The sequence below is a fragment of the Pseudomonas kermanshahensis genome, assembly GCF_014269205.2.
GTDB classification, from domain to species: Bacteria; Pseudomonadota; Gammaproteobacteria; order Pseudomonadales; family Pseudomonadaceae; genus Aquipseudomonas; species Aquipseudomonas kermanshahensis.
Genome location: NZ_JABWRY020000001.1, coordinates 4302870 through 4326389 on the forward strand (window position 1 = coordinate 4302870; position 23520 = coordinate 4326389).

Here is a 23520-nt window from a genome sequence, read left to right on the forward strand (position 1 = left end):
CCCATCCCGCCCCGGTAAAAACAACCTGGACGGGATCTCATTCATGAAGATTCTGCAATAAACCGGATTGCCGAGTGTTGCGCCTGATCAGAGGACGAGGCGATTACTGCTGGTTTTCCTGCTCGCTGAACATATCGCTGAACAGCATGCTCGACAGGTAACGCTCGCCAGAGTCGGGCAGGATTACGACGATGGTCTTACCCTGCATCTCTGGTTTTTCGGCCAGGCGCACTGCCGCTGCCATCGCTGCGCCACAGGAAATACCGCACAAAATGCCCTCTTCCTGCATCAGCCGAATGGCCATGGCCTTGGACTCTTCGTCAGTCACCGTCTCGACCTGGTCGACCATGGAAAGGTCGAGGTTCTTCGGCACGAAGCCCGCACCAATGCCCTGGATCTTGTGCGGGCTGGGCTTGAGTTCTTCACCGGCCAGGGTCTGGCTGATCAGCGGCGAGGCCACCGGCTCCACCGCCACCGAGAGGATCGACTTGCCCTGGGTCTGCTTGATGTAGCGCGAAACGCCGGTGATGGTACCGCCAGTGCCTACACCGGCCACCAGCACATCGACGGCGCCGTCGGTGTCGTTCCAGATCTCCGGGCCGGTGGTCTTTTCATGGATTGCCGGGTTGGCCGGGTTTTCGAACTGGCCTGGCTGGAAGTACTGGGCCGGGTCGGAGTTAACGATTTCGTTGGCCTTCTCGATGGCGCCCTTCATGCCCTTGGCCGGCTCGGTCAGCACCAATTCGGCACCCAAGGCCTTGAGCACTTTGCGCCGCTCCAAGCTCATCGAGGCCGGCATGGTCAGGATCAGCTTGTAGCCACGGGCGGCGGCAACGAACGCCAGGCCAATGCCGGTGTTGCCCGAGGTGGGCTCGACGATGGTCATGCCGGGCTTGAGCTTGCCGCTGCTTTCGGCGTCCCAGACCATGTTCGCGCCGATCCGGCATTTGACCGAATAGCCCGGGTTGCGCCCTTCGATCTTGGCCAGGATGGTCACCCCACGCGGGGCGATGCGGTTGATCTGCACCAGCGGCGTGTTACCGATGGAATGGGCGTTGTCTGCGTAGATACGGCTCATGGCAGGGGTCCTTGAACATGAAGATGCAGGGAAAGACTTCAAGGGTAAGCCTGCCCCGTTGCCCCGTAAAGCCTGTTCGAACTCCCAGGCGGCGGCTGCGGTCAACCGCACATCCAGCCTAGGAGAACCTTCGATGAAAGGTCGCTACCGCTGGCCGCTGGTCGGCCTGGCCAGCCTGGTCGTGCTGCTGGTGGCCCTGCACCTGGCCCTGCCCTACCTGGTGCGCGACTACCTCAACGACAAGCTGGCCGACATGGGTGACTACCGCGGCCAGGTCGTCGACGTCGACCTGGCCTGGTGGCGCGGCGCTTACCAGATCAACGGCCTGAAGATCGTCAAGACCAGCGGCAAGGTCCCGGTGCCGCTGCTCGATGCGCCCTTGATCGACCTGTCGGTGAGCTGGCACGCGTTGTGGTACGACCGCGCCGTAGTGGCCGAGGTGACCTTCGTGCGGCCAGCGCTGAACTTTGTCGATGGCGGCAGCAAGCAGGCGTCACAGACCGGCCGTGGCACCGATTGGCGCCAACAACTGGAAAAACTGCTGCCGATCACCCTCAACGAATTACGCATTGAAGACGGCGTGCTGACCTTTCGCAACTTCACCTCCAAGCCCCCCGTCAACCTCAAGGCCACCCAGCTCGACGCCAGCATTCGTAACCTGACCAACGTGCGCAACGAAAAAGGCCGGCGCGACGCCAGTTTCGACGCCCATGCCGTGTTGTTCGGGGATGCCAAGGTGGAGAGCCGCGCCACCTTCGACCCGTTCAGCGACTTCGACGACTTCGAATTCCGCCTGCGCGCCACCGGCATTCAGTTGCGCAAGCTCAATGACTTTGCCAGCGCTTATGGCAAGTTCGACTTCAATGCCGGGCATGGCGACCTGGTGATCGAAGCCCAGGCTGAGAAAGGCCGGCTTACGGGCTATATCAAGCCGTTGCTGCGCGATGTCGATGTGTTCAACTGGCAGCAAGACGTGCAGAACAAGGACAAGGGCTTTTTCCGCTCGGTGTGGGAGGCGCTGGTGGGGGGCACCGAATCGGTGTTGAAAAACCAGCCGAAAAACCAGTTCGCCACCCGGGTGGAGCTTAGTGGCAGCGTGCACAAGCAGGATGTCAGTGCCTTCGAGGCGTTTTTGCAGATCCTGCGCAATGGCTTTGTCCAGGCGTTCAATGCCCGGTATGAGCAGCCTGCGCCAAAGTCCGACTGAAAGCGCGTGACGGGGCATTCAGGGACTGAATACCCGGTCTGCGTTTGCAGGCGTCCGGGGCCGGGGTATAGTCGCTGACAAATGATAAACATGTGTTGCCTGTGCCGGCCCTTTCGCGGGGCAAGCCCGCTCCCACAGAGACTGCATAACCCCAGTGGGAGCGGGCTTGCCCCGCGAAAGGGCCGGCACAGCCACCCGCAGAGGACACTCCCATGAAGTTCGAAGGCACCCGCGACTACGTCGCCACAGACGACCTGAAACTGGCGGTAAACGCGGCCATCACCCTCGAACGCCCGCTGCTGGTCAAAGGCGAACCGGGCACTGGCAAGACCATGCTCGCCGAACAGCTCGCCGCCTCCTTCGGCGCCCGCCTGATCACCTGGCACATCAAGTCCACCACCAAGGCCCACCAAGGCCTCTACGAGTACGACGCGGTCAGCCGCCTGCGCGACTCGCAGTTGGGCACCGATAAAGTCCACGATGTGCGCAACTACCTGAAAAAGGGCAAGCTCTGGGAAGCCTTCGAGGCTGAAGAGCGGGTCATCCTGCTGATCGACGAAATCGACAAGGCCGACATCGAGTTCCCCAACGACCTGCTGCAAGAACTCGACAAGATGGAGTTCTATGTCTACGAAACCGACGAGACCATCAAGGCCAAGCAGCGCCCGATCATCATCATTACCTCGAACAACGAAAAAGAACTGCCCGACGCCTTCCTGCGCCGCTGCTTCTTCCACTACATCGCCTTCCCCGACCGCGCCACGCTGCAACAGATCGTCGACGTGCACTACCCGAACATCAAACAATCGCTGGTCAGCGAGGCGCTGGACGTGTTCTTCGACGTGCGCAAGGTGCCGGGCCTGAAGAAAAAGCCCTCCACCTCCGAGCTGGTCGACTGGCTCAAGCTGCTGATGGCCGACAACATCGGCGAAGCGGTGCTGCGCGAGCGTGACCCGACCAAGGCCATCCCACCCCTGGCGGGCGCCCTGGTGAAGAACGAGCAGGACGTTCAATTGCTCGAGCGCCTGGCGTTCATGAGCCGGCGCGGCAACCGCTGAGGGGCCGGCCATGCTGCTCAACCTGTTCAACGAAATGCGCGCGGCCAAGGTGCCGGTGTCGGTACGCGAACTGCTCGACCTGCTCAATGCCCTGCAAAAACGCGTGGTGTTCGCCGACATGGACGAGTTCTACTACCTGGCACGGGCGATCCTGGTGAAGGACGAGCGGCATTTCGACAAATTCGACCGAGCATTCTCGGCCTACTTCAAGGGCCTGGAAAACCTCGACCGCCACCTTGAAGCGCTGATCCCCGAAGACTGGCTGCGCAAGGAGTTCGAGCGCTCGCTCACCGATGAAGAACGCGCGCAAATCCAGTCGCTGGGCGGCCTGGACAAGCTGATCGAGGAATTCAAGAAACGCCTCGAAGAGCAAAAGGAACGCCACGCCGGCGGCAACAAGTGGATCGGCACCGGCGGCACCAGCCCATTCGGTTCAGGCGGTTTCAACCCCGAAGGTATCCGCGTGGGCGAGGCTGGCAAACGCCAGGGCAAGGCGGTGAAGGTGTGGGACCAACGCGAGTACAAGAACCTCGACGACCAGGTCGAGCTGGGCACGCGCAACATCAAGCTGGCCTTGCGCCGGCTGCGCAAGTTCGCCCGTGAAGGCGCTGCCGAAGAGCTGGATATCGACGGCACCATCGACCACACCGCACGCGACGCCGGGTTGCTGAACATCCAGATGCGCCCGGAGCGGCGCAACACCGTCAAGCTGCTGTTGCTGTTCGACATCGGTGGCTCGATGGATGCCCACGTCAAAGTCTGCGAAGAGCTGTTTTCGGCCTGCAAGACCGAGTTCAAGCACTTGGAGTATTACTACTTCCACAACTGCGTGTATGAGTCGGTGTGGAAGAACAACCTGCGCCGCACTTCCGAGCGCTTCTCCACCTTCGACCTGTTGCACAAGTACGGCGATGATTACAAGGTGGTGTTCGTCGGTGACGCGGCCATGGCGCCTTACGAGATCACCCAGCCGGGTGGCAGCGTGGAACACTGGAACGAAGAGGCCGGGTATATTTGGATTCAGCGCTTCATGGAAAAATTCAAGAAAGTCATCTGGATCAACCCGTATCCAAAGCAGGCCTGGGACTACACGGCGTCTACGCACCTGGTGCGGGATTTGATCGAGGACAAGATGTACCCGCTGACCTTGCAGGGGTTGGAGGATGGGATGCGGTACCTGTCTAAGTGATATCGCTTGCACCGGCCTCTTCGCGCGACAAGCCCGCTCCCACAGGTTCAAGTGCAGTCCAGGTAGGGTGCTGTTCTTAGGGACAGCACCTTACCTGTGGGAGCGGGCTTGTCCCGCGAAGAGGCCGGTAGCTTCACCGCCAACGGTTCAGATAACCCTGCTGTTCCCGCCAAGCCTCCTCCTGCACCACCGCCCTGAACCGCACCACCGCCCCCGGCATGCACTGCGCCAATTGCGCCAGCGCCAACGGCGTCAACGCCCCCAATCGCGGATACCCGCCAATGGTCTGCCGATCATTGAGCAGCACGATCGGCTGCCCATCTGGCGGCACCTGCACCGCGCCCAGCGGGATCCCTTCGGAGATCATCGGCGCGCCCTGGTAAACCAGCTGTGGCCCAAGCAATCGGATCCCCATGCGGTCTGCGCGGCTGTCCAACGTCCAGTCACTGTTGAACGCTTCAAACAGGCTCATGCCGCTGAAGTCACCGATCTGCGCGCCCATCACCAGGTCGAGCACAGGCTTCGCCGAATACACAGGCCGCAACGCCCCAGGCACTTCGCGCAAGGCCGGGGATAAACCGACAAACGTCAGCCCCTGACCTTTGCCAAGCGCTTCCCCTCGACCATCGATACCGCCTAATGCCTCACGTACAACGGTGGCGCAACTGCCTAGCACTGTCTCAGCCTGGAACCCGCCAGGCGCAGCAAGATAAGCGCGTACGCCCTGCTTGGGCTGCCTCAAAGTCAGCCGCTGGCCCTTGGCCAGAGCAAAACTGCGCCAAGGCGCCAGGGGCTGATCATCAACCCGCGCATCCTGATCGGCGCCCGCCAAGGCCAGGACGCAATCGTGCTCGGCGACCACGCTGAATCCGCCCAGCGCCACCTCGATCACTGGCTCCCCCAGCGGGTTACCCAGCAACCAGTTGGCCCAATTCATCGCCACCCAGTCCAGCGCCCCGCCCTGGGTCACGCCTAGGTGGCGCACGCCAAACCGCCCGGCATCCTGCAATTGGCACAGCGCGGTGCTGGCCTCGATCTTCAACTGCGTCATGCCTGCGCCTCCAGTGGGCTGTCATCACCCCCCAACGCCCTGAACTCGGCGTGGGAAACCGCCACGAAACGCACCCGATCCCCCGGTTGCAACAAGCTGTAGCCTTCGCGTTCACGGTCGAACAGGCGCACCGGGGTACGCCCGATCAGGTTCCAGCCGCCTGGCGATACCGCCGGGTAAGCGGCGGTCTGGCGCTCGGCGATACCCACGCTGCCCGCCGCCACACGCTTACGCGGGGTGCTCAGGCGCGGCGATGCCAGGCGCTCGTCCACCAGCCCCATGAAGCCGAAACCCGGGGCGAAGCCGAGGGCGAATACGGGGTATTCGCGCTCGCTGTGCAGGCGGATCACCGCTTGCTCACTCAGGCCGGTGCGCGCCGCCAATACGGGCAATTCAGGGCCAACACTGGCGTCGTACCACACCGGAATCTCATGCCGACGGCCACCGCTGCCGGTGTCCGGCTGCAGCCCCTCCAGCGCTTGGGTGATCAGCGCCCTCGCCTGCCCAGGCGGCAGATCGAACTGCACCATCAGCGTGGTGTAGGAAGGCACCAAGTCCACCAGGTGCTTCCCGAACGCGGCGCTCAAGCGCTGGCTGGCCGCGAGCATCCACGGCATGTTGGCTTCATCGATGGTGTCGAACAGGCGCACCATCAGGCTATCGAAGGCGACCACTTCAATGCGCAATTTCATGCGTGCTCCAGCGCATCGAGGGCCTGGCGGATCTGCCGCACCGCTGCCACTGAACTGTCGTTATCGCCGTGCACGCACAGGGTGCTGGCGCGCAGACGCAGCGCGCTGCCATCGTCCGCTACAAGGGTTTCACCACGTGCCAGGCGCACGGCCTGTTCGACCACGAGGGCCGGGTCATGGTGCACGGCGCCGGGCAGGCGCCGCGAGACCAGGTGGCCACTGGCGGTGTAGGCGCGGTCGGCGAAGGCCTCGAACCACAGCGGCACGCCAATCTCCTCCCCCAGGGCCTGTGCCGCACTGTCGTCGGCAGTGGCCATGAGCATCAACGGCAAGCCGCTGTCATAGGCCGCCACGGCTTTGAGCACCGCGCGCAGCTTGAGCGGGTCGGCCATCATGTCGTTGTACAGCGCGCCATGGGGTTTGACATAGGCCACCCGGCTGCCAAGCACCTTGCAGATGCCGTCCAGCGCACCGATCTGGTAGTGCAGCAGGTCGCGGATTTCCTCAGGGCTGCAGGCCATGGAGCGGCGGCCGAAGCCGACCAGGTCTGGGTAGGCCGGGTGCGCGCCGATGGTCACGCCATGGGCCAGTGCCAACTCCACAGTACGGCGCATGATGCTGGGGTCGCCGGCGTGGTAGCCGCAGGCGATGTTGGCGCAATCGATAAACGGCATCACTTCGGCATCCAGGCCCATGCGCCAGCTGCCAAAACTCTCGCCCATGTCACAATTGAGAAGCAGGCGTTCCACCACACAGACTCCCTTGTCGCTGTTCATAGGCCTACCTTACCGCGCCTGAAGGTGTTTGCCGCGTGTTTCCGGCAGGCTGAGCGCTGCCAGGATTACCACGCCGTACGAGACGGCCGAGAAAACACCAATCCCTAACCCCAGGGGCACCTCTTGGCTGAGCACGCCGATCAGCAAGGGGAACAGTGCGGCGATAACCTTGCCAATGTTGTAGCAAAAGCCCTGCCCCGAGCCACGAATGCGGGTGGGGAACAGTTCGGTCAGGAACGCGCCCATGCCACTGAAGATGCCCGAGGCGAAGAACCCCAGCGGGAAGCCCAGCCACAGCATGACGCCATCGCTGACCGGCACCTGCGTGTACAGCAGCACGATGATGAACGAGCCCACGGCGAACAGGATGAAGTTCTTCTTGCGGCCCAACAGGTCGGACAGGTACGCGCTGACCACATAGCCGATGTAGGAACCGACGATCACCATCGCCAAATAGCCACCGGTACCCAGCACGCTGAGGCCGCGCTCGTTTTTGAGGAAGGTCGGCAACCACGAGGTGATCGCGTAGTAACCGCCCAGCGCTCCGGTGGTCAGCAAGGATGCACGCACGGTCGTCCAGAGCATGCCGGGGGCGAAGATTTCGTAGAAGTGCGACGGTGCTTCGACCGCCTCAGCCGCCTTGGCCTGGCGGTACACCTCCGGGTCCTTGACCAGGCGGCGCACGAAGATCACGAACACGGCCGGCACCAGCCCCAGCAAAAACAGCGCGCGCCAGGCCTGCTCGGCCGGCAGCCAGGAGAACAGCAGCGCGTACAGAATTGCGGTCAAGCCCCAGCCGATGGCCCAACCAGACTGCACCATGCCCACCGCCTTGCCACGGTCTTGGGCGCGAATCACTTCGCCGATCAACACCGCGCCTGCAGTCCATTCGCCGCCAAAGCCAAAACCCATCAAGGTACGGGCAATCAGTAACTGTTCGTAGTTTTGCGCGAAGCCGCAGAGGAAGGTGAAGAAGGCGAACCACAGCACCGTGAGCTGCAAGGTGCGGACCCGGCCAATACGGTCGGACAGGATGCCGGCGACCCAGCCGCCGATGGCAGACGCGATCAACGTACTGGTGTGGATCAGCCCGGCCTCGGCGGTGCTGATGCCCCACAGCATGATCAGCGTGGGGATGACGAAGCTGAGCATCTGCGTGTCCATGCCGTCCAGGCCATAGCCGATCTTGCAGCTCCAGAAGGTGCGTCGTTGCTGCTTGTCGATGTCGCGGTACCAGGCGAAAGGCCCGGTCGAAGAAGGTGAAGCGACCTGCTGCTGCACGCCGGTGGGGTTCATGCTTGCCTCGGCTTGTTGGTATTGTTTTATGGGGCGACTTATTGCGTCGCGGCCTGGGCATCATTGTTCAGAGACCGCGCCGGGTGCGTCCAACGAGAAAAACCGCCGGTCTGGAACAAGAAAAACTGATCATGAACCTTCGTTTCCTCGAAACTTTCGTCTGGGTCGCCCGGCTCAAAAGCTTCCGCCTGACCGCAGAAAAGCTGTTCACCACCCAGGCCTCGGTCTCCAGCCGCATCGCCGCGCTGGAAGCCGACCTGGGCGTCAAACTGCTGCTGCGCGACTCGCGCGGCGTCAGCCTGACCCCGGAGGGCAGCAAGGTGCTGGAATACGCCGAGCGTATGCTCGACACCGCCAAGGCCATGAAGCAATCGCTGGACAGCGACCGGGCCAAGGTCGGGCGCATTCGCATCGGGGTGATGGACACGGTGATTCATACCTGGATGAGCGCGTTGGTGGCGGCGTTGACCGAGCGCTACCTGCAGGTAGAGATCGAGCTGGTGGCTGATACCGCGTTGAACCTGCGCGAACAGCTGCAGAAGGGCTTTCTGGATGTGATCCTGCAGACCGACCTGCTGCGTGAACAGTCGATCCGCAGCCTGGACCTGGCGCGTTACCCGATGGGCTGGATCGTGGCCGCAGGCTCGCTCCAGCACCGTGATTACGCCTCGCTGGCGGAACTGGGCCGCGAGCGCATCGTGACCTTTTCGAAAAACTCGAGGCCGCACCAGGAGGTGCTCAGCCTGTTGCAAGGCGCCGGGGTGCAAACACCGCGCTTGAACTGTGTGAATTCAGTGGCAGCGATTACCCGGCTACTGCGCGACGGCTTTGCGGTGGGTGCGCTGCCACCGGCCTTGGTGGATGCGGAGCTAGGTTTGGGGGAATTGGTGCTGCTGGAAGGGCTGCAACCACCGCCCAGCCTGGAGCTGGTGGTGGCTTGGCAGACTGGGGTGGCATTGGTGGATGAGGTGGTCGAGGTGTGCCGGCAGGTGCTTCAGCGGTATGCGCAGGATGTGGGTGGGCAACGGATTGTGCTGGTCTAGGGATTATCGCTGCCTTTACCGGCCCTTTCGCGGGGCAAGCCCGCTCCCACAGGCTGCCCACTGAGCCTGGGAGCAGTGGGCAACTGTGGGAGCGGGCTTGCCCCGCGAAGAGGCCCGCACAGGCGCTACATGACTCAGCGCCAGCTTTCCTTCACCACCCGGCGCCGCCCGCCCATGATCACCCAGCCAAGCGCCAGCAACAGGCTCTCGACCAAAAAGGCCAGCACAAACCCGGCACCAATGCCCCAGCCAACCGCCTCTGGCACCAGCAGAATCTGGTAGCTGTAGCCCTTGAGCGTTTCTTCACGCATTTGCGGGTCCGGCTGTACCAACACATGCCAGGTACGACTCACCCACGACCCTTGCAACGCCTGCCATTCGTTTTCCAGCAGTTCGTTGCGGATCATCAGGCTTTCGATGCTGTTGGCATCACTGTTGAACACCGGGTCATCACTGCTGCGGTAATGCCGCAGCAGCGCCTGGAGGTCGCCATTGAAGAAGCGTTCGGCCGTCTGCTTGAAGCCATCCAGCGCCTGACGCGATTCGAACAGGTGCGCCTCGACCCGCTGGGTGTAGTCATTGACCAGCCCCGGAACCTGGATACCGGCCAGCAGGCCGAAGGTGAACAGCAACAACCGCAGGTAACTTCTGAACATGCACCGTCCTTAGCTCTGGCCTTGCGAAACGCACTCTCCGTGCCGCCACAGTGCCCACTCGCCCGGCGCGTAACGCGCCCAGGTCTCGTTCTCGGTCAGGGCCTCGGTGGCAATCACCGTGACCACGTCATTGGGGGTCGTTTCGGTGTGAAAATCGACGATCAGGTCGACATCCTTCAACCGTGCCGCACCAAAGGGTGCGCGCCGGGTAATGTGCACCAACTTCGTCGAGCAGAAGCAGAACAGCCAGTCGCCGTCACTGAGCATGCAGTTGAACACACCCTTGCCACGGTAACCGGCACAGGCTTCAACCAGCACCGGCAGCAGCTGTTCCACGGCTTCCGGCTCTGGGAAGGCCGCGCGGATGCGGTTGAGCAGGTCGCAGAAGGCCGCTTCGCTGTCGGTATCGCCCACGGGCCGATAGAAGGTCGCTTCACCTTTGAAATCGCCCAACTGGCCGTTGTGCGCGAAGCACCAGTTGCGGCCCCACATTTCGCGGACGAACGGGTGGGTGTTGGACAGGCACACCTTGCCGACGTTGGCCTGGCGGATGTGGCCGATGACCACTTCGCTTTTGATCGGGTAACGCTGCACCAGGTTGGCGACTTCCGACTCGCTGCTCGCGGCGGGGTCCTGGAACAGGCGCAGGCCGCGCCCTTCGTAGAAGCCGATGCCCCAGCCATCACGGTGCGGGCCGGTGCGGCCGCCGCGTTGCATCAGGCCGGTGAAGCTGAAAACGATGTCGGTGGGGACGTTGGCACTCATGCCCAGCAGTTCGCACATGCGCGTGTCTCCGATTTACAGGCGAGGCTCGACCCGACCGCCGCCCGCAGGCGCGGCAGGGGGTGGATCGTTGCGGTAACGGTCGCGGCGCTCGGCCGCCAGCGGGGCATCGACCCGGACCTCGTCATCTTCGGCAGCCTGGCGCTTGGCGGCGGCTTCGGCTTGCTCGCGGCGCTCACGGGCACGTTTTTCCAGCGGCCAGCGCACCAACACGAAGAGCAAGTACAGGCCAAAGGCGATCATGCCGTACATAGCAAAATCGGACACCGCGCGCCAGGCGTTGTTGCCGACCTTGAAGGCCACGTCCAGGGCGGTAATGGCGATGGCCGGGGCAAAGCTGTCCTTGACCGGGTCGACGATGGTCGGGGTCAGCAGCAGTACCGCCAGGATCACCCGCAGCGGTTCGCGCAGCCAGCGCCACATCCAACCCGTGAGCTTGAAGCCCACCAACAGGCAGCCCAGGGCGGCAAGGGCGTACAGGCCCCAGGCGAGGGTATAGTCGTTCTCGGTCATGGTGTTCGTGCAAGCCAGGCAAAGAGTTGCCTATGATAAACACTTTTCAGGGCGCAGACAGCGCTTCCCTGTTCAGGCTTGCCCGCGAAGCAGCCTGAACAGGCACCGCAAGCCCTCAGCCAAGGACCCCCGATGCCCACCAAGCCCCAGCCCCCCATCGCCCGTGCAGACCAAGCCGCCGACCCGTACGCCTGGCTGCAACAGCGCGACGCGCCCGAGGTGCTCGAATACCTGCAGGCCGAGAACAGCTACCAGGAAGCCTGCCTGGCCGACCAGGCGCCCCTGCGCGAACAGCTGTTCGAGGAAATCAAAGGCCGCATCCAGGAAACCGACCTGTCGCTGCCCTCCCCTTGGGGCCCGTACCTGTACTACACCCGCACCACCGCCGGCGACGAATACCCACGCCATTACCGCTGCCCGCGCCCGGCTGACGACTCCAATACTGTGGATGAAAGCCGCGAACAGCTGCTGCTCGACCCCAACGCACTGGCCAACGGCGGCTTCCTGTCACTGGGGGCGTTCAACGTCAGCCCCGACCATCGCCTGCTGGCCTACAGCCTCGATACCAGCGGCGACGAAATCTACACCCTGTACGTCAAGGACCTGGGCGACGGCAGCATCACCCCCCTGCCCTTCGAGGACTGCGACGGCAGCCTGACCTGGGCCAATGACAGCCAGACGCTGTTCTTCGCCGAACTGGATGACACCCACCGCCCTTGGCGCCTGCGTCGTCACACCCTGGGTAGCAGCGGCGCGCCAACCGTGTTCGAAGAGCCCGACGGCCGCTTCTTCCTGCATTGCTACCGCACCAGCTCCGAACGCCAGTTGGTGCTGCTGCTGAACAGCAAGACCACCAGCGAGGCCTGGGTACTCGATGCCGAAACGCCGCAGCTGCCGTTCACCTGCCTGGCGCCACGCGTTGAAGACCATGAGTACTTCCCGGACCACGGCCAGCTCGATGGCGAGTGGCGCTGGTTCATCCGCACCAACCAGGACGGCATCAACTTCGCCCTGTACCACGCCCCGGCCGATGACGTACCGACCCGTGATCGCTGGCAGTTGCTGGTAGCGCACAGCGACGAGGTGATGCTGGAAGGCCTGAGCCTCAACGCAGGGGCATTGACCCTGAGCCTGCGCGAAGGTGGCCTGCCGATCATCGAAGTACGCCCCCAGGGCCTGGCGGCTTACCGTGTCGAATTGCCGGATGCTGCCTACAGCCTTTACGTGCAGGACAGCCTTGAGTTCGTCAGCCCCCGTGTGCGCCTGCGCTACGAAGCGCTCAACCGCCCGGCCCAGGTGCGCCAGCTGGAGCTGGCCACCGGTGCACAGGCGGTGCTCAAGCAAACCCCGGTGCTGGGTGCGTTCGATGCCGACGGCTATGTCAGCCAGCGCCTGTGGGCCACCGCCCAGGACGGCACACAGGTGCCGATCAGCCTGGTGCGCCGCCGCGAAGACCTGGGCAAGACCGTGCCGCTGTACCTGTATGGCTATGGCGCCTATGGCGAAAGCCTCGACCCGTGGTTCTCGCATGCCCGCCTGAGCCTGCTGCAGCGCGGCGTGGCCTTTGCCATTGCCCACGTGCGCGGTGGTGGCGAGTTGGGTGAGGCCTGGTACCGGGCCGGCAAGCAGGCGCACAAGCAGAACAGCTTCACCGACTTCATCGCCTGTGCCGAGCACCTGATCGCCGAAGGCGTGACCTCGCCCGAGCGCCTGGCCATCAGCGGCGGTAGTGCGGGCGGCTTGTTGATGGGCGCGGTGCTCAACCTGCGCCCCGAGTTGTTCCGCTGCGCGATTGCCGAAGTACCTTTCGTCGACGTGCTCAACACCATGCTCGACCCCGACCTGCCGCTGACCGTCACCGAGTACGACGAATGGGGCAACCCGCAAGAGCCCGAGGTGTATGAGCGCATCAAGGCCTATGCACCGTACGAGAACGTAACAGCCCAGGCCTACCCCGCCATGCTGGTGGTGGCCGGGTACAACGACAGCCGCGTGCAGTATTGGGAGGCTGCCAAGTGGGTCGCCCGCCTGCGCACGCGCAAGACCGATGACAACCTGCTGCTGCTCAAGACTGAAATGGGGGCTGGGCATGGCGGCATGAGTGGGCGGTACCAGGGGCTCAAGGATGTGGCGCTGGAGTATGCCTTTGTGTTTGGCGAGCTGGGGGTGGTGTAGCGCAAAGGTGAGACCGCACAGTGTTTTATAGGTGCATGCCGTTGGGGATACAGCGGCTTTGAAACCGAGCGCCGCCCGCGCGGCGCATCGCGAGCAACGCTCGCTCCTACGTTTGTTTCTGGCCAATTATTCCTGAGGCATTGGCGCGCGGCCCCTTGGCGTCCACCTCAATATCGGGACGTATAAACAAGGCGGTCGCGCACGCTGGCACCGGCGTGACTGGCCCGAAACAAACGTAGGAGCGAGCGTTGCTCGCGATGCGCCGCGCGGGCGGCGCTCGATCTTCGCCACACTGCAAATGCCACGGCAAACCCTTCCCGCCCAAAACAGTCACTCTAATCCTCCTCCACCGGCACCTTCACAGGCTCTGGCCGCAAGCCTGGCAATGGCTGGTCCTTCGGCGGCCCAGGCACCGGCATTGGCGGCAACAACGGTGCGCCAGGCTGGCTGTCATAAGCCTTCGGCGGCGTACTCGGGGTGATCTGCGGATAGGGCGTGGGCGTGGGCGTGCCGGGGGCGCCGGGCACGGGTGTATTGAGCCGGGGTGGCGCGCTGGCGGCTTCGGCCATGGGCAGGCCAGCCAGGAGCAACGCGGTGAGGATCGCATGCAACATCAGCAACCTCCTGTCGGGAACCTTCCTACAGGCTACGCCTAAATGGAAGCTTTCGCCTGTCCGCCTGGCCTGCAAGCGCGCTAGACTCAGTGGCATAACCGTCATTTGCCTGATCAGAACAAAGGAAACACCATGAGTTCGGCCTCTACCTCCGCCGCCACCGCACGCCTCGACCGCATCCTTGCCGACGCCAAGCGCGACAAAGAGATGGGCTACCGCGACAAGGCCCTGAAAATGTACCCGCACGTGTGTGGCCGCTGCGCCCGCGAGTTTGCCGGCAAGCGCCTGAGCGAGCTGACCGTGCACCACCGTGACCACAACCACGACAACAACCCGCAGGACGGTTCGAACTGGGAGTTGCTGTGCCTGTACTGCCACGACAACGAACACTCGCGCTACACCGACCAGCAGTATTTCAGCGAAGGCTCGACCAGCACCCCGAGCATCGCCAAGGCTACCCATAACCCGTTTGCCGGGCTGGCTGGCCTGCTGAAAAAAGACTGACCATCGACACAGCCCCCGCTGCGGCCGGCGAGCCCGTATAATCGCGCTTTTTTTGCGAAGGGCCCCGGCACGTGGCAAACAAACGATACAGCTGCATCGGCCTGTTCAACCCCAAGTCGGCGGAAAACGTCGGCTCGGTGATGCGCGCAGCGGGTTGCTACGGCGTCAACTCGGTGTTCTACACCGGCAAACGGTATGAGCGCGCCCGCGACTTCGTCACCGACACCAAACGTGTGCACTACGACATCCCGCTGATCGGCATCGACGACCTGCAACGCATCATTCCGCTGGGCTGCACGCCGGTGGCGGTAGAACTGGTCGACGGCGCACGGCCGCTGCCCGAGTACACCCACCCGGATCGCGCCATCTACATTTTCGGGCCAGAAGACGGCAGCCTCGATGCGGATGTGCGGGGGTGGTGTGAAGAGACCATCTACATCCCGACCCAGGGCTGCATGAACCTGGCGGCGACAGTGAACGTGGTGCTGTATGACCGGATGGCCAAAGGGCTGAATACCCGGTCGGGGCCCAAGTTCAAGTAAAAAAGCCGCCTCTGAGGGTGCCTGTACCGGCCTCTTCGCAGCACAAGGCTGCTCCTACAGGTCGGTAGAGGCATCACCAGAGGCGGCCAGGTGCTGAGCTCCGTCAGAACAGCACCGTCCTGCAGTCAGCTCACGAAGCGTTGATCCAGATGGTCTTCAACTCCGTGTACTGATCGTGCGCCCAGATGGACTTGTCGCGCCCACCAAAGCCGGACTCTTTGTAGCCACCGAACGGCGTCGAAGCATCGCCTTCGCCGAAGCAGTTGACCGTGACCACACCCGCGCGGATTTCCCGCGACAGGCGCAGGGCATTGCGCAGGCTGCCGGTGTAGGCCGAAGCCGCCAGGCCGTAGATGGTGTCGTTAGCCAGCTCGATCGCTTGGTCAATGCTTTCGAAGCTGGTCACGCTCAGCACCGGCCCGAAGATTTCCTCGACGAACAACCGATTGTCAGGCGTCACCCCGTCAACGATGGTCGGTTGCACGAACACGCCCTGCTCGGTCTCACCGCCCTGCACCACGTTGAGCTTCTGCTCGGCGGCATATTCCAGGTAAGACTTCACCTTCTCGAAGTGCGCTTTGCTGACCATCGCCCCCAAGCGGTTTTCCGGGTCCAGCGGGTCGCCCAGCTTCCAGTCCTTCAAGTGCTTGCCGATCAGCGTCAGCAGCTCGTCCTTGACGTCCTTGTGCACGATCAGGCGCGAGGACGCGGAGCAGTTTTCGCCCATGTTCCAGAACGCACCGGCGGTGACGAACTGGGCCACTTCGTCCAGGTCTTCGCAGTCATTCATGACCACGGCCGGGTTCTTGCCACCCAGCTCTAGCACGATGCGCTTGAGGTTTGACTCGGCCGCGTATTTCAGGAACAGGCGGCCGGTGTCGGTGGAACCGGTGAAGCTGACCATCGGGATGTCCATGTGGCGGCCGATGGCCTCGCCCACTTCACGGCCACCGCCTGGCACGAGGTTGAACACACCCGCCGGTACGCCGGCCTGATGCGCCAGCTCGGCCACGCGCAGGGCACTGAGGGTGGTTTCCTTGGCTGGCTTGACCACGATCGAGCAACCGGCCGCCAGCGACGGGGCAATCTTCCAGGCCAGCATCAGCAGCGGGAAGTTCCACGGCAGCACCAGGCCGACCACACCGATGGCTTCACGCACCACCATGGTCACGGCCGCATTGCCGGTGGGGGCGGTGTTGTCGTAGATCTTGTCGATCAGCTCGGCGTGCCAGCGAAGGGTGTGGATGGTTTCCGGCACGTCGACGTTCTGGCATTCGCTGACCGGCTTGCCGCTGTCCAGCGCCTCCAAAACCGCCAGTTCGTGGCTGTTGTCTTCCAGCAGCTGGGCGAACTTCAGCAGGATGTGCTTGCGCTCAGCGGGTTGCAGTTTCGACCACGAGCCGTCTTCGAAGACACGCTTGGCCGCCGCCACGGCAACGTCGACATCCTGCACGTCGCAGGCGGCGACTTCGGCCAGCTGTTTGCCAGTGGCCGGGTTGGTGGTGACGAAGGTGCGGCCCGAGACGGCATCGCGGAACTCACCGTCGATGAACGCCTGGGTACGCAGTTGCAGGTCGGCGGCGATGGCCGCGTACTGTTCCTTGCTCAGCAATTCAGCCATGGTCAGGCACCTCCGGTGATCTGGGCGATGTTGCGCTTGAGTTCAGTGACCACGCGCTCGAGTGCCTGCTTCTCGGCGGCATCCAGGTCGTACAGCGGCTTGCGCACGCCACCGGTGCTCAGGCCGTTCAGCGCGCAGCCGTACTTGATCGACTGGACGAACTTGCCACCTTCGAGGAAGTCCATCAGCGGCATCATGGCGGCCATGATGCGGCGGCCTTTGGCGAAGTCCTTCTCGATCACGCAGGCCTCGAACAGGGCCACGTGCTCACGCGGGATGAAGTTGGAACCGGCGCAAACCCAGCTCTGCGCGCCCCAGGCGAAGAACTCCAGGGCCTGGTCGTCCCAGCCGCACGACAGCTGGATATTCGGGCGCTGGATGGCCAAGCGGTGCAACTGGGCCATGTCGCCCGAGCTCTCCTTGATGGCGACGATGTTTTTCACATCGGCGACCGCATCGAAGAATTCCTCGCCCATGCCCACGCTCATGCGGCCTGGGTAGTTGTAGAGCATGATCGGCAGGCCGGCAGCCGCGTCGACCGCTTTGACGTGCAGGGCGATTTCCTGTTGGGTCGGCAGCGCGTAGGGCGGCGTGCCCACCAACAGCGCGTCGGCCTTGATTTCCTTGGCGTGCTTGGCGAAGGCCACGGAGTCTTCGGTGCGGATCGCGCCGGTGCCGATGATCAGCGGCAGGCGGCCATTGAGCACGTCCTTGGCCTGGGCGGCCAGTTCGATGCGCTCTTGCGCGGTGTGGGCGTAGTACTCGCCGGTGGAGCCACCGATGATCACGCCGTGGATTTTCGATTCGACCAGGTAGTCGAGTACTTCGGCGAACGCCGCCTTGTCGATCGAGCCGTCCGCAGCCAGCGGAGTGATTGCCGGGGTGTAGATGCCTTCGAATTTCACGGTAGGTTCTCCAGTGCGTTGTTCAGGGGTGTAGAAGCCACAGCGGTCTACGCTGCGGCGGCTTTTCGAATAGCTCAGCTCAGCGATGCCGCTTGCTGCAGGTTCAATGAACGGGTTTCGGGGGCCAGGGCGACAGAGACGGCCAGGCCAACAAACGTGACGGCGGCGGCGGCATACATGGTTGCGCCGATGCCATAGTTGTCGAGGGCGATGGGTACCAGCCAGGTACCGACAGCAGCACCGACCCGCGACATGGAGGTGCCCACGCCCACGGCGCCGGCACGGATTTCGGTGGGGAACAGCTCGTTGGGGTAGACCAGTTGCAATACCTGGGCACCGCCGATGAACAGTGCATAAGCACCGAACAGCACCAGGATAAGCAGCTCGCTACCATGGCTGAACGCCGCCAGGCCCAGCAGCGCCAGCCCAGACCAGAAGAAGCTGTGCAGCAGCGTGGTGCGCCGACCGAGGGTGTTGAGCAGGCGGGTGCCGATGATGCAACCGACCACGAACAGGAAGGTGATGGCGACCGAACCGATCGATGCCCAGTCACCCTTGAGGTTGAGCGCGCCCAGCACTTTCGGGGCGAAGGCGTACACGGCGAACACCGGGATCACCGAACAGGTCCAGAACAGGGTGACGAACAGCATGCGCTTGCCATACCCGGCGTGCAGCAGGCTGAGAAACGACAGCTTGCGGGCCTTGGGCTCTTCCGGCAGGTTGCGCAGCGAGAAGCCATTGCCATAGACCCGCTTGATTACCTGTTCGGCCTCGGCCGAGCGGCCCTTGCTGATCAGCCAGCGTGGCGATTCCGGGGTGCCCAGGCGAATGGCGAACAGCAGCGCGCCAATGACCGCCGCACTGGCCAATACCAGGCGCCAGGCATCATCGCCACCGTGGCGCAGGATCGCCTCACCGACCATGTAGGCGGTCGCGGCGCCGGCGAACCACAGCACCGTCAAGGTTGCCAGGCGCGGGCCGCGGTTCTTCTTGGGCAGGAACTCCACCAGCAGCGAGGTGGCCACCGGGTACTCGATGCCCACCGCGATGCCGATGGCAAAACGCAACAGGAACAAGGCCAGCGCCGACTCCACCCAGAACTGCGCAAGCGACGACAGAATGAACAGGGTCGGGCCGACGAAAAACACACGCTTGCGGCCAAAGCGGTCGGTCAGCCAACCGCCGAAAAAGCCGCCGAAGAAAATGCCGATCAGCGCCGAGGCGGCGATCATGCCCTGCCAGAAGCTGGTCAGGCTCAGGCCCGCGGACATTTGCACCATTGCCACGCCGATGATGCTCAACACATACCCATCGACGAAAGAGCCCCCGCCGGAGCGCAGGGTCAAGAACTGGTGAAAACGGTTGATCGGTACATCTTCAATCGAAATATTCGGACTTGTCATTGTTGTTCCTACCACTTCTTCTGTATGCACGTTTTCAAGGCGAGCGCGTCCGCGAAACTGAAAACAGCCTTCAGCCCCGGGTCATCGGACATGACATCTCGATCATCAATTTCGGGCAAAGCGCGCCCGTGCCGGGCAAATCCGCCCGACGTCAAATATTCAATGGCCTAACTTACAAAACGCTCAGCTTTCTTTGCCCGCGCGCAGTTGCCCCCACATCAAGTTGGCGTTCAAGCCCAGGGATACCAAGGGCTGCGGTGGATTCGCGCAAGGCCCGGGGGCATTGAGCAAAAACTCGATAAGTTCGTGTTTGTCACCGGCCAGCCAGTCGGCCAGCAACTTCCCGGTGACCGTGCCGCGGGTAACACCCAGGCCGTTACAACACAGCGCGCCGACCACATTGGGCGCCAACTGGCCAAAGAACCCCATGTGATTACGCGACAACGCCAGGGCGCCGCCCCAGGTGTATTCAAAGTTCACGTCGGGCAACATCGGGAAGCGTCGGGCAAAGGATTCGCGGTGGCGTTGAACGAAACGGTCCAGGTACTTGCGGTTGCTGCGCCCGTCTGGGTTGAAGCTGAAGCTGTTGCGCACCAGCAGGCGGTTGTCGACGGTGCGCCGCAGGGTGGTGCCGAATGGATCGGCGGGGATCACGCCCCAGTAGGGTTTGCCACCCAGGCGGGCTTGCTCGTCTTCGGTCAGCGGGCGGGTGATGCTGCCATAGGTGAACACGGGCAACATGCGGCCCTTGAGGAAGCCGAAGCTCATGCCAAAGGCATTGGTGGTGAGCACCAGCTTGTCGGCAGTGATCGAGCCCTTGGCGTGGCGCAGTACCACTTTGTCGCCGTACTCGACGTCAGTGATCGGCGTGTGCTCGTACAGCGAAACATTGCTCGGCAAGCTGTCGGCCAAGCCTTTGACCAGCGCCGAAGGCTGCAGCAACGCGGTACCCGGCGTGAACAAGCCCTTGCGGTAGAAGTGCGTGCCGATGTGTTCGGGCAGGTCGCGACCTTCGATCACTTCATAGGGCTGGCCGAGTTTGTCCAGGCCTCGACGGTAGGCATCGAGCACGGCAATGCCACGATCCTCGACAGCGGCCTGGTATTTGCCACAGTGCCGAAACTGGCATTCGATGCCATGGCGCTCGATCAGCTCCTTGAGGTACGACTGCCCACCCAGGTTGAGCTTGAGCACGGTCTTGGCAGTATCGATATCGCCGATGTAGTCCTCGGCGCCGATGTCATGGGGCAGGTCGATGGCAAAACCGGCGTTGCGCCCGGAGGTGCCAAAACCGACTTCCTGGGCCTCGACCAGCACAACCTCGTCATGCGGAAAGTTCGTTGCCAGCTGGCGCGCAGCGGCCAGCCCGGTGAAGCCGGCACCGACCACCACCCAGCGCGCCTGGCTATGGCCACGGTGGGCCGGCCGTGGCGTGCGGGGTGTGCTCAGGTGATACCAACCACAGGTGGCATCATCGGCAGGTAACGAGCTTATTCTTGTCATGTCACTAACCTGGATCTTGTTGTTGACGAGCGATCAGCGCCAGTGGCGACGACCTGGAAACCTCATATCTGAATCGGTACATCCAGCCCTTGGGGTGCCGCGTATTCAGCCATGCGCCGGCGCGATAGCTCGAAGTGCTCTCGCACCAGTTGCCCGGCGCGCGCGGGGTCACGGCGTTCGATGGCATCGATCATCTGGTCATGCTGGTCGCAGGCGGTTTCAAGGTCCTGTTGCATGTCATCAGTGGTCGGGTGGCGATAAAAAATCTTGCCTAGACGGGCATGGTCGATAAGCAGGCGGCGCAGGCTCGGCATCAGGTAGTCGTTGTGCGCCATCCTGCCGATTTCCAGGTGGAATGCGTCGTTGTAGACCACCCGGTTTTCCACATCACGCGCTTCGATGGCCTGGCGGAACTGCGCCTGGATAGCCTTGAGCGCCTCGATTTCCGCTTCGCTGGCGTAGGTAGCGGCCAACTGGGTGGTGGCGATATAGATGAGCGGCGCCGCGACGAAAAAGCTGTGCAGCGAATCGTGGTTCATCGCGGCAACCCGTGGCGCGCGGTTGGCCTCGAGCTCGATATAGCCTTCGGCGGCAATCTGGCGCAGCAGCTCACGCACCGGCGGGCGCGACAGGCCGAACTCGTCACACAGGGCCAACTCGTCCACCACAGCGCCGGGGGCCAGTTCCATGCTGAGGATCCGGCGGCGCAGCGCTTCGGCGAGGACGGCCTTGCGGTCCTGCGGCGCTTCTTCGCTGATGGCTTGAACGGTGGCTTTCATGGCGGCCTTCTTTGTTGTCATAGCGCTGTGTCTACTATTTGTATAACGACTATAGGGCACTGTTAGACAATGTGTCTACAGCATTTTAGATGAGCGGTTGAATCTCTGGATCGCCCGTATTTAAAGGGCTTCGCGGTTTTAAAGGGTGAGATTAAACACCTGGCGGGCTGCATTGCCAAACCGGACAAATAGCTGCCCAGACAAGACATTTTTCAGGTGCTGGCGCTGATTGGCAATGCGCAGGCCGTGCGCCTGGCAACCATTCGGCGCAGCGAATGAACGGCTGCGAGCCCCCTGCGGTCAGCTGCTTACACTTCATACGGAGGGCTTGCCATGCTCGATATCCATTCCGCTGCGGCGTCGCCGGAGCACAATGTTCAGGGCCTGGAAAGGGTCGGTTCGCTGGCCGGCGGGGCGCTGATGTTCAGCAAGGGGCTGCGCCATGGCGGCCTGGTTGGGCTGCTGCAGATGGTGGTGGGCGGTATGGCCGTGGCGCGCGGGGTCAGCGGGCATTGCTCGACCAAGGCCTGGTGGCAGCGGCATCGTCAGGAATACAACCGGTTGCGCGCGGACATCGAAGACAGTGCTGCGCAGTTGCAGGCGTTGAAGGCGAGTGCCAAAGCGGCTACACGCGGGGTGACGGTGACAGGGAAGGATCCGCTGACTGGCCTTTGATTTTGTTTTGCCTGTGCCGGCATCTTCGCGGGGCAAGCCCGCTCCCACAATTATTCACTAATCCTGAGAGCAGTGCAGTTGCTCCATGGGGGCCTCAGAGCAATCCATTGCTCCATTGGCCCCCAGAGCAGTGCAGTTGCTCCATGGGGCCTCAGAGCAGCGCAATCCTGTGGGAGCGGGCTTGCCCCGCGAAGAGGCCGGCACAGGTAACACAAATCGCTAGCGCAACACCTTGCTCTGCAACACTTCGGACCGCCGCCCCAGCACACTCTCACTGATCTGCACGAACTCTTCGGTGCTCACAGTCCGTAATCGCATCAGCGCCCGCGCCACGTCATCCAGCGAACGCTTGGCCTGGGTGTGGATGCGGATCTCCTTGTCCAGGGCCTGCAGCAACAGCACCCCACGGGCAACCTGCGCCGGGTTGGCCTGCTCGCCCTTGAGCTGGGTAACCTTGGCAGCCTGTTTGCTCAAACGCGCCTGCCAGGCCTCATAGCGGTCATCGCTGACCCCGCCTGCCCGACGCAACAACTCACTGGCGTAGTAGTCAGTTAGGCTCTCGATCAGCCAGTCACTGCCGTCACGGCCATGAATCTGCGCAAACAGTTGCACCAATTCACGCAACAACGGGCTGCTGCCATTTTCGCTGATCATCGGCCGGGCGCTGTGCATATACAGCGAGCCCTGCGCCGCCATCGCCCCGCGCCACATGCCGTCCCGGGCGCCGACCAACAGCAGTTTCGGTGGGTTACGCGGGAACACGGCCTGCAATTGCGGCCAGACGAACGTCAGCAGGGTCAGGCTGTCCATGCGACGCATGCCCTGCCCGACTGGCGCGGCAACGGTGACTTCAGTCTCGCCCAGCCGCGCCCGGCGGCTGCCCAGGTCACCCGCCAGCATCCAGCCAGTGGGGCGGTCGAACAGGCGCGAGACGTTGTCGATGCGGAACTTGTCCTTGCCAATGCGCGGCCAGGAGGTTTCGATGCTTTTCCAGCCTTCTGGCAGGTCGAACCACAGGCGTGCCACCAATTCGGTACCGTCCTGCTGATCGAGGCGCGCGGGCGGGACCAGCTGGTCGCCGAGGAACAAGGCCCAATGGGGCGTGATACGCGACGAATAAGCGCCACTGCGCAGCTTCTGGTCCAGTTGCACGCGGTAGCTGAGGCTGGTCTTGCCGGGCGCCGGGTGCCACACACCGCGCTCGCCCTTGTCTGCGACTTGCCACTGGCCGTCAGCCTGGAAGCCACTGTAGGTGCCGGCCTTGCCCAGGTCGAAGTCGAGGCTGCGTACGCTGCTGCCTTCGGCCAGGGTCAGGCGCACTTCGGCCTGGCCATTGGCTGGCAACAGGCGCACGTGATAATCCAGGTCGACTTTCTTCGCCCAGGCCGGCGAACAGGCCATCAGGCTCAGCAGCAACAACAGCTGGCAACGCATACAGAAACTCCTTGTTTCCCAGA

23 protein-coding genes are annotated in these 23520 nt (G+C 63.0%); 8 read left to right on the forward strand and 15 right to left on the reverse strand.

Annotation, left to right across the window (positions count from 1 at the left end; translation table 11 throughout):
- Positions 1-103 precede the first annotated feature (103 nt).
- Positions 104-1078 (reverse strand): cysteine synthase A, encoded by a 975-nt coding sequence (cysK, locus tag HU764_RS19255; RefSeq protein WP_027594589.1) that lies wholly within the window; start codon positions 1076-1078, stop codon positions 104-106.
- 133 nt (positions 1079-1211) lie between these two features.
- On the opposite strand from cysK, the gene HU764_RS19260 reads away from it, so the two are divergent.
- The 3 genes from HU764_RS19260 to HU764_RS19270 all read left to right on the forward strand — a co-directional run bounded on the left by HU764_RS19260 (position 1212) and on the right by HU764_RS19270 (position 4532).
- On the forward strand, positions 1212-2285 hold the full coding sequence (locus HU764_RS19260; protein ID WP_186680913.1) for a DUF748 domain-containing protein: 1074 nt from the start codon (positions 1212-1214) through the stop codon (positions 2283-2285).
- Between the two features lie 212 nt (positions 2286-2497).
- Positions 2498-3343 (forward strand): AAA family ATPase, encoded by an 846-nt coding sequence (locus tag HU764_RS19265; protein ID WP_186703825.1) that lies wholly within the window; start codon positions 2498-2500, stop codon positions 3341-3343.
- Positions 3344-3353: 10 nt separating this feature from the next.
- Positions 3354-4532 (forward strand): vWA domain-containing protein, encoded by a 1179-nt coding sequence (locus tag HU764_RS19270; RefSeq protein ID WP_186703824.1) that lies wholly within the window; start codon positions 3354-3356, stop codon positions 4530-4532.
- Between the two features lie 133 nt (positions 4533-4665).
- Here HU764_RS19270 and HU764_RS19275 read toward each other — a convergent pair whose 3' ends face one another.
- The 4 genes from HU764_RS19275 to HU764_RS19290 are packed head-to-tail and all read right to left on the reverse strand — an operon-like array spanning position 4666 to position 8347.
- Complete coding sequence (locus HU764_RS19275; RefSeq protein WP_186703823.1) at positions 4666-5583, reverse strand: 5-oxoprolinase subunit C family protein; 918 nt, start codon at positions 5581-5583, stop codon at positions 4666-4668.
- Positions 5580-6275 carry a 5-oxoprolinase subunit PxpB gene (pxpB, locus tag HU764_RS19280; protein ID WP_186680918.1) on the reverse strand — a complete coding sequence of 232 codons (696 nt, stop codon included), beginning with the start codon at positions 6273-6275 and terminating at the stop codon, positions 5580-5582. The genes HU764_RS19275 and pxpB overlap by 4 nt, the downstream gene beginning before the upstream one ends.
- The gene (locus HU764_RS19285; protein WP_186703822.1) at positions 6272-7051 is read right to left on the reverse strand and encodes a 5-oxoprolinase subunit PxpA; all 780 of its coding nucleotides are present in this window, start codon (positions 7049-7051) and stop codon (positions 6272-6274) included. The genes pxpB and HU764_RS19285 overlap by 4 nt, the downstream gene beginning before the upstream one ends.
- Before the next feature lie 9 nt (positions 7052-7060).
- A complete protein-coding gene (locus HU764_RS19290; protein ID WP_186680922.1) occupies positions 7061-8347 on the reverse strand; it encodes an MFS transporter in 1287 nt (428 codons plus the stop codon).
- 131 nt (positions 8348-8478) lie between these two features.
- On the opposite strand from HU764_RS19290, the gene HU764_RS19295 reads away from it, so the two are divergent.
- Positions 8479-9390, forward strand: a complete 912-nt coding sequence (locus HU764_RS19295) for a LysR family transcriptional regulator (RefSeq protein WP_186703821.1) — start codon at positions 8479-8481, stop codon at positions 9388-9390.
- A gap of 134 nt (positions 9391-9524) precedes the next feature.
- Here HU764_RS19295 and HU764_RS19300 read toward each other — a convergent pair whose 3' ends face one another.
- Genes HU764_RS19300 through HU764_RS19310 form a run of 3 tightly spaced genes read right to left on the reverse strand, consistent with a single transcriptional unit; the run spans position 9525 to position 11342 of the window.
- Complete coding sequence (locus tag HU764_RS19300; RefSeq protein ID WP_186703820.1) at positions 9525-10046, reverse strand: DUF2937 family protein; 522 nt, start codon at positions 10044-10046, stop codon at positions 9525-9527.
- A 9-nt stretch (positions 10047-10055) separates the two neighbouring features.
- On the reverse strand, positions 10056-10829 hold the full coding sequence (locus HU764_RS19305) for a class II glutamine amidotransferase (protein WP_186703819.1): 774 nt from the start codon (positions 10827-10829) through the stop codon (positions 10056-10058).
- 15 nt (positions 10830-10844) lie between these two features.
- Entirely contained in the window at positions 10845-11342 is a 498-nt protein-coding gene (locus HU764_RS19310) for a hypothetical protein (RefSeq protein WP_027594602.1), read from the reverse strand.
- A gap of 132 nt (positions 11343-11474) precedes the next feature.
- Here HU764_RS19310 and HU764_RS19315 point away from each other — a divergent pair, with 132 nt between their 5' ends.
- On the forward strand, positions 11475-13517 hold the full coding sequence (locus tag HU764_RS19315; RefSeq protein WP_186703818.1) for a S9 family peptidase: 2043 nt from the start codon (positions 11475-11477) through the stop codon (positions 13515-13517).
- 335 nt (positions 13518-13852) lie between these two features.
- On the opposite strand, the gene HU764_RS19320 is transcribed toward HU764_RS19315, so the two are convergent.
- Positions 13853-14131, reverse strand: coding sequence for a hypothetical protein (locus tag HU764_RS19320; RefSeq protein ID WP_027594604.1), 279 nt, complete (start codon positions 14129-14131; stop codon positions 13853-13855).
- A gap of 132 nt (positions 14132-14263) precedes the next feature.
- Between HU764_RS19320 and HU764_RS19325 the strand changes: the two genes are divergently transcribed.
- Together HU764_RS19325 and HU764_RS19330 are read left to right on the forward strand one after the other, a co-directional pair.
- Positions 14264-14635: a YajD family HNH nuclease gene (locus HU764_RS19325; RefSeq protein WP_027594605.1), complete on the forward strand. Its 372-nt coding sequence runs from the start codon at positions 14264-14266 to the stop codon at positions 14633-14635.
- Positions 14636-14706: 71 nt separating this feature from the next.
- Positions 14707-15177: an RNA methyltransferase gene (locus HU764_RS19330; protein WP_027594606.1), complete on the forward strand. Its 471-nt coding sequence runs from the start codon at positions 14707-14709 to the stop codon at positions 15175-15177.
- A 130-nt stretch (positions 15178-15307) separates the two neighbouring features.
- On the opposite strand, the gene HU764_RS19335 is transcribed toward HU764_RS19330, so the two are convergent.
- The 5 genes from HU764_RS19335 to HU764_RS19355 form a co-directional block, all read right to left on the reverse strand.
- Positions 15308-16798, reverse strand: coding sequence for an aldehyde dehydrogenase (locus HU764_RS19335; RefSeq protein ID WP_186703817.1), 1491 nt, complete (start codon positions 16796-16798; stop codon positions 15308-15310).
- A gap of 2 nt (positions 16799-16800) precedes the next feature.
- A complete protein-coding gene (locus HU764_RS19340; RefSeq protein ID WP_027594608.1) occupies positions 16801-17703 on the reverse strand; it encodes a dihydrodipicolinate synthase family protein in 903 nt (300 codons plus the stop codon).
- Between the two features lie 74 nt (positions 17704-17777).
- Positions 17778-19106, reverse strand: coding sequence for an MFS transporter (locus tag HU764_RS19345; RefSeq protein ID WP_027594609.1), 1329 nt, complete (start codon positions 19104-19106; stop codon positions 17778-17780).
- Positions 19107-19289: 183 nt separating this feature from the next.
- Positions 19290-20609, reverse strand: a complete 1320-nt coding sequence (locus HU764_RS19350; protein WP_186703816.1) for an NAD(P)/FAD-dependent oxidoreductase — start codon at positions 20607-20609, stop codon at positions 19290-19292.
- 62 nt (positions 20610-20671) lie between these two features.
- Complete coding sequence (locus HU764_RS19355) at positions 20672-21388, reverse strand: GntR family transcriptional regulator (protein ID WP_186680931.1); 717 nt, start codon at positions 21386-21388, stop codon at positions 20672-20674.
- A gap of 333 nt (positions 21389-21721) precedes the next feature.
- Here HU764_RS19355 and HU764_RS19360 point away from each other — a divergent pair, with 333 nt between their 5' ends.
- Positions 21722-22063, forward strand: coding sequence for a YgaP-like transmembrane domain (locus HU764_RS19360; protein WP_027594612.1), 342 nt, complete (start codon positions 21722-21724; stop codon positions 22061-22063).
- 219 nt (positions 22064-22282) lie between these two features.
- On the opposite strand, the gene HU764_RS19365 is transcribed toward HU764_RS19360, so the two are convergent.
- On the reverse strand, positions 22283-23497 hold the full coding sequence (locus HU764_RS19365; RefSeq protein ID WP_186703815.1) for a hypothetical protein: 1215 nt from the start codon (positions 23495-23497) through the stop codon (positions 22283-22285).
- Between the last annotated feature and the right edge of the window lie 23 nt (positions 23498-23520).

Coding starts and splice junctions, on each gene's coding strand:
- HU764_RS19345 (WP_027594609.1), bottom strand. CDS start 19,106: ATGACAAGTCCGAATATTTCGATTGAAGATGTACCGATCAACCGTTTT.
- HU764_RS19300 (WP_186703820.1), bottom strand. CDS start 10,046: ATGTTCAGAAGTTACCTGCGGTTGTTGCTGTTCACCTTCGGCCTGCTG.
- HU764_RS19335 (WP_186703817.1), bottom strand. CDS start 16,798: ATGGCTGAATTGCTGAGCAAGGAACAGTACGCGGCCATCGCCGCCGAC.
- HU764_RS19265 (WP_186703825.1), top strand. CDS start 2,498: ATGAAGTTCGAAGGCACCCGCGACTACGTCGCCACAGACGACCTGAAA.
- HU764_RS19305 (WP_186703819.1), bottom strand. CDS start 10,829: ATGTGCGAACTGCTGGGCATGAGTGCCAACGTCCCCACCGACATCGTT.
- cysK (WP_027594589.1), bottom strand. CDS start 1,078: ATGAGCCGTATCTACGCAGACAACGCCCATTCCATCGGTAACACGCCG.
- HU764_RS19350 (WP_186703816.1), bottom strand. CDS start 20,609: ATGACAAGAATAAGCTCGTTACCTGCCGATGATGCCACCTGTGGTTGG.
- HU764_RS19295 (WP_186703821.1), top strand. CDS start 8,479: ATGAACCTTCGTTTCCTCGAAACTTTCGTCTGGGTCGCCCGGCTCAAA.
- HU764_RS19290 (WP_186680922.1), bottom strand. CDS start 8,347: ATGAACCCCACCGGCGTGCAGCAGCAGGTCGCTTCACCTTCTTCGACC.
- HU764_RS19360 (WP_027594612.1), top strand. CDS start 21,722: ATGCTCGATATCCATTCCGCTGCGGCGTCGCCGGAGCACAATGTTCAG.
- HU764_RS19270 (WP_186703824.1), top strand. CDS start 3,354: ATGCTGCTCAACCTGTTCAACGAAATGCGCGCGGCCAAGGTGCCGGTG.
- HU764_RS19315 (WP_186703818.1), top strand. CDS start 11,475: ATGCCCACCAAGCCCCAGCCCCCCATCGCCCGTGCAGACCAAGCCGCC.
- pxpB (WP_186680918.1), bottom strand. CDS start 6,275: ATGAAATTGCGCATTGAAGTGGTCGCCTTCGATAGCCTGATGGTGCGC.
- HU764_RS19310 (WP_027594602.1), bottom strand. CDS start 11,342: ATGACCGAGAACGACTATACCCTCGCCTGGGGCCTGTACGCCCTTGCC.
- HU764_RS19355 (WP_186680931.1), bottom strand. CDS start 21,388: ATGAAAGCCACCGTTCAAGCCATCAGCGAAGAAGCGCCGCAGGACCGC.
- HU764_RS19325 (WP_027594605.1), top strand. CDS start 14,264: ATGAGTTCGGCCTCTACCTCCGCCGCCACCGCACGCCTCGACCGCATC.
- HU764_RS19320 (WP_027594604.1), bottom strand. CDS start 14,131: ATGTTGCATGCGATCCTCACCGCGTTGCTCCTGGCTGGCCTGCCCATG.
- HU764_RS19285 (WP_186703822.1), bottom strand. CDS start 7,051: ATGAACAGCGACAAGGGAGTCTGTGTGGTGGAACGCCTGCTTCTCAAT.
- HU764_RS19260 (WP_186680913.1), top strand. CDS start 1,212: ATGAAAGGTCGCTACCGCTGGCCGCTGGTCGGCCTGGCCAGCCTGGTC.
- HU764_RS19275 (WP_186703823.1), bottom strand. CDS start 5,583: ATGACGCAGTTGAAGATCGAGGCCAGCACCGCGCTGTGCCAATTGCAG.
- HU764_RS19365 (WP_186703815.1), bottom strand. CDS start 23,497: ATGCGTTGCCAGCTGTTGTTGCTGCTGAGCCTGATGGCCTGTTCGCCG.